Origin of the sequence: Thermocrispum sp. (genome assembly GCF_002919275.1) — a bacterium.
In the GTDB taxonomy this organism is placed as follows: domain Bacteria; phylum Actinomycetota; class Actinomycetes; order Mycobacteriales; family Pseudonocardiaceae; genus Thermocrispum; species Thermocrispum agreste.
The window spans coordinates 1-6,743 of record NZ_PKFA01000072.1 but is presented as its reverse complement, the minus strand read 5'-3'; the positions used below and the strand labels follow the sequence as shown (position 1 = coordinate 6,743).

At 70.7% G+C, this 6,743-nt stretch carries 8 protein-coding genes; 6 read left to right on the top strand and 2 right to left on the bottom strand.

What is annotated here, in order from left to right:
* The coding region (locus tag CXP56_RS19130) for a flavodoxin family protein (RefSeq protein WP_353744571.1) at window positions 1–154 on the bottom strand (154 nt) is incomplete at its 3' end.
* 254 nt (window positions 155–408) lie between these two features.
* On the opposite strand from CXP56_RS19130, the gene CXP56_RS18860 reads away from it, so the two are divergent.
* The 3 genes from CXP56_RS18860 (at window position 409) to CXP56_RS18850 (ending at window position 3,365) form a co-directional block, all read left to right on the top strand.
* Window positions 409–1,356 carry a nitroreductase family protein gene (locus CXP56_RS18860; protein ID WP_286902207.1) on the top strand — a complete coding sequence of 316 codons (948 nt, stop codon included), beginning with the start codon at window positions 409–411 and terminating at the stop codon, window positions 1,354–1,356.
* Between the two features lie 120 nt (window positions 1,357–1,476).
* On the top strand, window positions 1,477–2,364 hold the full coding sequence (locus CXP56_RS18855) for a universal stress protein (RefSeq protein WP_028846440.1): 888 nt from the start codon (window positions 1,477–1,479) through the stop codon (window positions 2,362–2,364).
* A 53-nt stretch (window positions 2,365–2,417) separates the two neighbouring features.
* Entirely contained in the window at window positions 2,418–3,365 is a 948-nt protein-coding gene (locus tag CXP56_RS18850; protein WP_038044351.1) for a magnesium transporter, read from the top strand.
* A 55-nt stretch (window positions 3,366–3,420) separates the two neighbouring features.
* Here CXP56_RS18850 and CXP56_RS18845 read toward each other — a convergent pair whose 3' ends face one another.
* Window positions 3,421–4,038 carry a CBS domain-containing protein gene (locus CXP56_RS18845; RefSeq protein WP_028846441.1) on the bottom strand — a complete coding sequence of 206 codons (618 nt, stop codon included), beginning with the start codon at window positions 4,036–4,038 and terminating at the stop codon, window positions 3,421–3,423.
* 265 nt (window positions 4,039–4,303) lie between these two features.
* Between CXP56_RS18845 and CXP56_RS18840 the strand changes: the two genes are divergently transcribed.
* From CXP56_RS18840 to CXP56_RS18830, 3 genes are all read left to right on the top strand, one after another.
* The gene (locus CXP56_RS18840) at window positions 4,304–4,774 is read left to right on the top strand and encodes a nitroreductase/quinone reductase family protein (RefSeq protein WP_286902206.1); all 471 of its coding nucleotides are present in this window, start codon (window positions 4,304–4,306) and stop codon (window positions 4,772–4,774) included.
* 183 nt (window positions 4,775–4,957) lie between these two features.
* Entirely contained in the window at window positions 4,958–5,872 is a 915-nt protein-coding gene (locus CXP56_RS18835) for a DUF8757 domain-containing protein (protein ID WP_286902205.1), read from the top strand.
* Window positions 5,873–6,064: 192 nt separating this feature from the next.
* Window positions 6,065–6,595 carry a DUF6585 family protein gene (locus CXP56_RS18830; protein WP_286902204.1) on the top strand — a complete coding sequence of 177 codons (531 nt, stop codon included), beginning with the start codon at window positions 6,065–6,067 and terminating at the stop codon, window positions 6,593–6,595.
* Window positions 6,596–6,743: the final 148 nt, after the last annotated feature.

Here is a 6,743-nt window from a genome sequence, read left to right as displayed (position 1 = left end):
CGCCGACGACCAGCACGTCGGCGTCGACGGTGCTGGGTGCCGAGCCCACCTCGACGAGATCGACTTGCGCGGCCGATGCGAGGCCGCGGGCGATCGCCTCGGCGATCGCCTTGGTGTTGCCGTACATCGATTCGTAGACCACAAGTGCGTGCATCCTGCCAGCGTGCCCGGCCCGGGTGGCCGGAAAGAAGTGCGGGAAGTCGCCCGGCCGGGTCCGGATGCGCGGGCAGAAAGTCCCATCGGCCGGGGACTTTGCGAGCTGCCGGGCGCTGTCGGTGTCCAGCAGGCTGCAAGTACGTCTGATCCGGGCGCGACGGGCACGGTGTGGCGAAACGTGCCTCGGCGGCTCGGACAGGCGTGACGCCAGGGCGGACGATCCGCCCGCGTTCTGCGGAACGGGTGGGAGAGATGAGCAGGTGGACGGCAGCGCAGCGCCGCGAGATCACCGAGGCGGTGAACTGTTCGCCCGCGGTGTGCGGGCCACGTCCGTGGTCGTTGCGGTTCGTGGACGGCGCCGTGGAGCTGTGCCGCAACGACCGGGGGCAGGAAAGCCTCCCCGAAGCCGTGCGGCGTGACCGGCTGGTGTCCTGCGGCGCGGCTGCCGCCACGCTCGAGATCGCACTCCGCGGCCGCGGCTTGCGCACCACGCTGCGGCTGGACCCGGACCACGGAACCGAGGTGCTGGCCCGGGTCACCGTCGACGGCGGGCTGCTGGTCACCGAACGGGAGCGGCACCTGTTCGCTGCGGTGTTCCTCCGGCACAGCTATCGGCGCCCGTTCGGCGAGCAGCCGGTGAACCACGACACCTGCGCGCGCATCATCAGCGAGCACGGGCCGGACGGGCACGGTGTCGAGGAAACCCAGGTGATCCGCATCGACGACGACGCGGGCATTGCCGCGACCGCGCGGCTCCTCGGCTACGCCGCGGCCGCGCTGCGTGCCGACGCCGGATATCAGCGTGACCTCGCCGCATGGTCGCAGCAGGAGTCGCTCGGCGATTTCGACACCATGCCGTGGGCGTTGATCCGGACCAGTACTCGCCTGCCGGACCAGCCGACCTTGGTGGAGCGCTTGCGCCGGCAGACGACATTGCTGGTGATCACCTCCGGCGACACCCGCATCGACCACTTGCGCGCTGGTGTGGCGACCCAGCGCGTGTGGCTGGCGGCCGTGGTGCGGGGCATGGTGGGTTCCGTGCACACCCAGTCGCTGCATCTGCGAGAGGTCCGTGCCGGGCTGATCGAGCACCTCGGCCTGGCGGGCTTCCCGCACGTGCTGATGCGGCTGGGGCATCCCGCGCCGATGCTGACCCCGCCGCGCCCGCGTCGGACCGGTGGGTGGGCGGCGGCCCGGTGAACCCACTGGCCGGACACGGCCCATTCCGGCGCCGTCACCTGCGTCGACGGTGCGCAAGTCCCTGCGATTGAGGACTTGCGGCAAGGGCCGGACGAGCGGCCGGTGACCTAGCGTCGAAGCATGAGTTCCACTGACACCAAGCCGCTCGTCGTCGGGGTCGACGGCTCCGCCGGGGCACGGCAAGCCATCCGGTGGGCGGTGCGGACGGCCGCCCTGTACGACGCGCCGCTGCTGCTGACCCATGCGCTCGGGGTGCCGGACCACTACGCAGGCGTACTTCCGCCCACGCCGAAGGTGGTCGATGCCGTTTGGGCGCGCGGCAACGCCTTGCTCAACGACGCGGTCCGGTACGCGGAAAGCCTCGGTGCCGGCGACGTGCGCACGGAGATCCGGGAAGACAGCCCGAACGCGGTGCTGCTCGACGTGGCGCGCGGAGCGCAGATGCTGGTTCTCGGCGCTCCCGAGCACCACCGGCTCACCGACATCGTGGTACTCGGGCCGCTGGCGCCGCAGCTGTCGGCGCATGCGCCGTGCCCGGTGGTGGTCGTGCACGGCGACCAGACAGACCCGGCCACCGCGCCGGTGGTCGTGGGCGTCGACGGATCACCACTGTCAGAGCGGGCGCTCGCCCTCGCGTTCGAGGAAGCACTGAGACGGCGCGCGCCGCTGACGGCCGTGCACGCCTTCAGCGGCGCCTTCGCCGAAGCGGTCCTGGCCGAGCCGATCCCGGACTGGCCGCCGCTGGACCGGCTCGAGCGGGAGATCCTCGCCGAGCGCCTCGCCGCCTGGTCGGAGAAGTATCCGAGCGTGCAGGTGCGCCGGGAGCTGGTGCACCAGAGCCCGGGACCGGCGTTGATCGAGTTCAGCAGGAATGCGCAGCTGGTCGTGGTGGGCAGCCGCGGGCTGGGCGGTTTCCGCGGCCTGCTGCTGGGGTCGACCAGCCAGAAGCTGATCTACCACGCGGCGTGCCCGGTGATGGTGGTCCGGCCGGAGAAGGCAGCGGATTGAGCGGGCGGCCCGGTACGGCCGGCCACGGTCGGCCGCCTGGGCTCGCCGCAGCGGTGGAGACCGCGGCCGCACACGCCACCGGCAGCGTGCCCATTGCTGCCCCGGACGATCGGGTGGCGGACCTGCTGGCGGGGATGCGCGGGCAGCGGTTCGACAGCGCCGGCGTGATCGCGGTCTGTGCCGGGGAGCGGCTGGCCGGCGTGGTGACGATCGAACGGCTGCTGGCCGCTCGGCCCGGCGCACGGCTGGCCGACGTGATGGACACCGATCCGCCACGGGTCGCACCGGGCGCCGACCAGGAGCAGGCGGCGTGGGTGGCGGTCCAGCACGGGCAAGCAGGGCTCGCCGTGATCGACGAGGCCGGTCGTTTCGCCGGGCTGGTGCCGCCGCAGCGGCTGCTGGGGGTGCTGCTGGCCGAGCACGACGAGGACATGGCCAGGCTCGGCGGGTTCCTGGCGTCCACCAGGAGGGCACGGCTGGCGATCACCGAGCCGGTGCGGCGCCGGTTGTGGCATCGGCTGCCCTGGCTGCTCATGGGCCTTGCCGGGGCGTTGCTGTCCGCGGGCCTGGTCGGCGCGTTCGAGGCGCAGCTGCAGCAACAGGTGCTGATCGCGCTGTTCGTCCCCGGGGTCGTCTACATCGCCGACGCGGTCGGCACGCAGACCGAGGCGTTGATCATCCGCGGACTGTCCGTCGGCGCCGGAGTCGCGCGAGTGGCACTGCGGGAAACCGTCACCGGGCTGGCACTGGGGGCCTTGCTCGCCCTCCTGACGTTACCGGTGATCTGGGGCGTGTGGGGGCTGGCCGATCTCGCGCTGGCGGTTGCCGTCGCCGTGTTCGCCGCCAGCGCCACCGCCACGACCGTTGCGATGGCCCTGCCGTGGCTGTTCGACCGGTTCGGCGTGGATCCGGCCTACGGATCCGGCCCGCTGGCGACGGTGGTGCAGGACCTGCTGTCCGTGCTGATCTACTTCCTCACGGTCTCCTGGATCGCGCTCTGACCGGTTCCTGGACCGCGTACGCAACGGAGTGGCGCGGGCGGGGGATCGGCGCGGGTCACTCCGTCCCAGACCAGCGCGGGGCAGGGACGACCCTGGCCTTCGTCACCCCGGGGACGGCCTCTGCGACCACCTGCGCGATGTGCCGCTCCTGTGGGTCGTCGAACTGGTCGATCACGATCGCTTCGCCTTCCCGCACCGAGACGGTGAACCGGCCGGCGTCACCCAGCATCGCCAGGTGACGGCGCACGTCGGCGGCGATCTCCCGGTCCGTGCGGCGGAGCACCCGCAGCAGGTCCCGCCGGGTCACGATGCCGACCAGGCGACCGGCGTCCACGACGGGCATGCAGCGCCGGTGCTCGGTGACCATGACCTCGGCGAGCTGGGCGACGTCCATGGTCGACGGGCACACCTGTGCCGGGGTGGTCATCACCTCGCCGACCTTCTTCGGCGGGGATTCGCGCTCGTCGTCCGCACTGGTCCGGTACCGGGGATCGCGCGGGAACTGCTCGCGTACCAGGTCGGCCTCGGTCACCACACCGACGACCCGGTCGTTTTCGTCGACCACCGGCATGGCGGTGTAACCCTTTCTGGACAACAGATCCGCCGCCGCTTTGACCGTGGTCGATTCCCGCACCGTCAAAACCGGATGCGACATGATGTCCCGCACACGCATGACGCCTCCTCCCACGTCGACGCTAGGGCGTCGGGCATCCGATTCACCGCGTCCGCAGGAACTCCGTTGCGGGGACTTTTGTCCCGTGCGGGACCTCCGGCGGGGTTCCGTTCGGTGACCGGTGGTCGGCGCCACCGCGTTGTCGCCACCGCGTTGTCCCGGAAAAGCGGGCGAAGCAGCGACGGGGACGTTCGGCCCTTCTCGGATTGTCCGCTTTTGCCTACCGTCGGGACAGATCCGGCCGCCGCCGAGTTGGGAGGACGCCATGTCCGTCACAGGGCCGCCGAAATCCCCGAAATTGCCGCCGCGCTGGTTCGTCCGCGCGGCCTGGTCGGTGCATCGTGGCCTGTATCGGATCCTGCCGGGCAGGCGCGCATTGTGGCGGCAGCGCGGAAAGCGGTGGGGTACCATGCGGCTGACGACCATCGGCAGGCGCACCGGACAGCCGCGCGCGGTGATCCTCGGTTACGTCGAGGACGGCGACAACCTGGTCACGTTGGCGATGAACGGGTGGGCGAACCCGGAACCGGCATGGTGGCTGAACCTGCAGGAGAACCCGGACGCCACGGTCGAGCTGGTGGGCGGCAGTGGGAGGATTCACGCGTACGCCGCCACCGGAGAGGAACGCGAGCGGTTGTGGGCCGAATGGCGGAAGTACGAACCGAAACTCGACGATTACGCGGCATTGCGCGACACCGAAACCGCGGTGGTCGTGCTCCAACGCCGAGCCACGTGACAGTGGAACTGCGTCGCGATTCGCTTTGTTGCGTTCCGCGGCAATCGGGCTCCCACGCACGACGATTCGGGCATTGTGGCCGCGCTATCACCGAAACGGTTGCGATATTCACCCGGGCAGCGGATTGTTGACGGAGCGGAGTCGATTTGATGCTCTCAGTGACGTCCGCTGAGAGGAACGGTCATGCGCCAGGTTCAGCTGTCCCTGTGGAATCCGGACTCGGCTCCGCCCGCCAAACCGGAGAACGGGTCGTATCGGCGCATACGGGTGCTGATCACGGCGAAAACCGCGCCGCTGCCCACGGCGCACGACTCCGAGGTCGTCTGCGTGGCCGGGCTCCGGTTGGACGATCCGGCCGAAGAATCCTGGATCCGGCTCTGCCCGGTCGATGTCCGCGGTCTTGCCGCCGAGGACCGGTTCCGCAAATACGAGATCGTGCTGCTGCACGCCAAGCCGTCGCGTACCGACCGGCGGCCGGAAAGCTGGGTGCCGAACCTGGCCGCCATGCGCCGGGAGACGTGGGTGCTCGGCTGGTCGCGGCGCCGGAGCCTGATCGACCCGCACCTCACCCGGACCATGTGCGAGCTGCTGCGCGACGTGCGGGCCAACCCGGCCGCACGCTCGTTGGCGGTCGTTCCCGTTGCCGGTGTCGAGGACCTGGAGATCACGCGGAACCCGCGGTGGATGCCCCGGCAGCGGGCACAGGTCGCCGGTGCTGCCGGCAGGACCGCCCCGGACGGGCGTGTGGCCGGACCACTGCGGGCACCGCGCTTTCAAGTTCGCTACCGGTACCGGTGCCCTTCGGACCGCTGCACCGGCCATCGCCAAGCGATCGTCGACTGGGACCTTGCGGCCTTGCAATACCGGTACCGCGATCACAGCGACGCCGAACTCCGGGAAGCCATCACACGGGACTTCATGGTCAGAAGGCTCAGGCCGAACTGCGACATCGCCTTCTTCGTGAGCAGCCGCGCCGCGCGCGCGGACTCGTTCAGCGTGCTGGGCGTCTACAACCCGCCGCGCTCGGTCCGGGCCGCCGGCTGGTCCCGCAGGAACGGGCGGCAGCGGCGTTCCCCGGCCCGCGTCCGGCGTGCCTAGCCGGATCGGCGCGAGGGCGTCGAGCCGTCCGTGGTCACCGGTCCGCTCGAGCCCGTCCCGGTCCGGGGTGGTCCATCGATCGTCCCGGCGCCGCCGAGATCGGCGCCGGGTAGCGCCCCAGCCTTTCCACGGCCCTGCCGGTCCACGTCTGCGACACGGCCCGACAAGAAGACCGAGGAAAGGTTGACAGTGATGAACCAGCAGGGAAGGACGGCGGCCGGGCAGGTGCCGCAGCGGGTCGCGCAGCGCGCGGCACAGAAGGGCATGGGTGCGCTGCTTGCCTACCGCAAGGGCACCAGTCCGCTGCTGCTGATCACGGTGGCTGTGGTGGCCTTCGCTGCTGCGATCGGCGTGATCGCAGCGCTGAACGCCTTGCACATGCGGATGCCGATGCTGCGGGGCGTCGCGATCTGCATCCTGATCGCGGCACCGCTGTACGTCCTGTATGTCGTCTTCACCGGGACGGAGCGGACCTACTTGTTCGAACGCGGCATGGTGGTCGCCAAGGGGGTGTTCGTCAAGGACGCCGCCTGGGCGGAGGTTGCCGAACTGAAGGTCAACAAGGCGGACAAGGACGGCGTGCTGGCGGGCGCGGTGCTGTCCTACGTGGTGCGCAGGCGCGACGGCAAGAAGATCGCCATCGAAGCGGGCGGCGAGAACGACCAGGTCGGGCCGCGGCTGGAGCAGATCCTGCGCAGCGGCGGTGTTCCGGTCACGCAGTGACCGTCCCGCTGGTGCCCCTCATGCTCCCCCTGTCGCCTCGTTCCGGGGCGCCGGCCGCCGCGGTCGGCGCCCCGTCGCCCGATCACGGTCTTTGCCGAAAACCGGTTCACGTGTCCCGGCTGTGCGGCACAGTACGGCCGTATCGGCC

What these genes read in the sequence shown, in the direction of transcription:
- CXP56_RS18860 (WP_286902207.1), top strand. Translation starts at nt 409, where the DNA reads ATGAGCAGGTGGACGGCAGCGCAGCGCCGCGAGATCACCGAGGCGGTG.
- CXP56_RS18855 (WP_028846440.1), top strand. Translation starts at nt 1,477, where the DNA reads ATGAGTTCCACTGACACCAAGCCGCTCGTCGTCGGGGTCGACGGCTCC.
- CXP56_RS18845 (WP_028846441.1), bottom strand. Translation starts at nt 4,038, where the DNA reads ATGCGTGTGCGGGACATCATGTCGCATCCGGTTTTGACGGTGCGGGAA.
- CXP56_RS18830 (WP_286902204.1), top strand. Translation starts at nt 6,065, where the DNA reads ATGAACCAGCAGGGAAGGACGGCGGCCGGGCAGGTGCCGCAGCGGGTC.
- CXP56_RS18840 (WP_286902206.1), top strand. Translation starts at nt 4,304, where the DNA reads ATGTCCGTCACAGGGCCGCCGAAATCCCCGAAATTGCCGCCGCGCTGG.
- CXP56_RS18835 (WP_286902205.1), top strand. Translation starts at nt 4,958, where the DNA reads ATGCGCCAGGTTCAGCTGTCCCTGTGGAATCCGGACTCGGCTCCGCCC.